Below are 408 nucleotides of genomic sequence, written 5' to 3' on the forward strand. Positions count from 1 at the left end.
GAAAAGCCAGTCGGGCACCGTGTGTTTGATCCAGCTGTTTATGGCGAGAAGGTAGCCGAGTGGTTGGACAACTCCAACCATTACACACTTTAAGGAGAGTAGTTTGAATCTGCATGAGTATGATCACGTTGTAGGCTCCGCGTCGAAGGACTTTGCGGAGAGCGGTTTGGAAATCGGCCACTTCTTCCCGTGGGCGGTTCGCAAGATGAATACGATGTACGGGTTGCCCGTGAACGACACGCCGACGCTCGAAGGTCTGGGTGAGTCCCCGATCAAGCGCATGGAGGGCTTCCTCAAGACGCTTCAGGCCGAGATGGACGAAGGCAACGAGATCATGGCGTTCCTGATCTTCCGCGAATGGGTGAAGGGCGGAAAGAGCCCGACCACCGAGCAATTGATGGCGCTGTG

1 protein-coding gene is annotated in these 408 nt (G+C 55.6%); it reads left to right on the top strand.

Annotated features, from left to right (window positions below):
• Nucleotides 1-103: 103 nt before the first annotated feature.
• Nucleotides 104-408 (top strand): hypothetical protein (locus AC1RPR_RS08390; RefSeq protein WP_481763499.1); only part of this gene is annotated, 305 nt, incomplete at its 3' end.

Source organism: Dellaglioa sp. CoH-57-MRSF-22 (assembly GCF_056781895.1).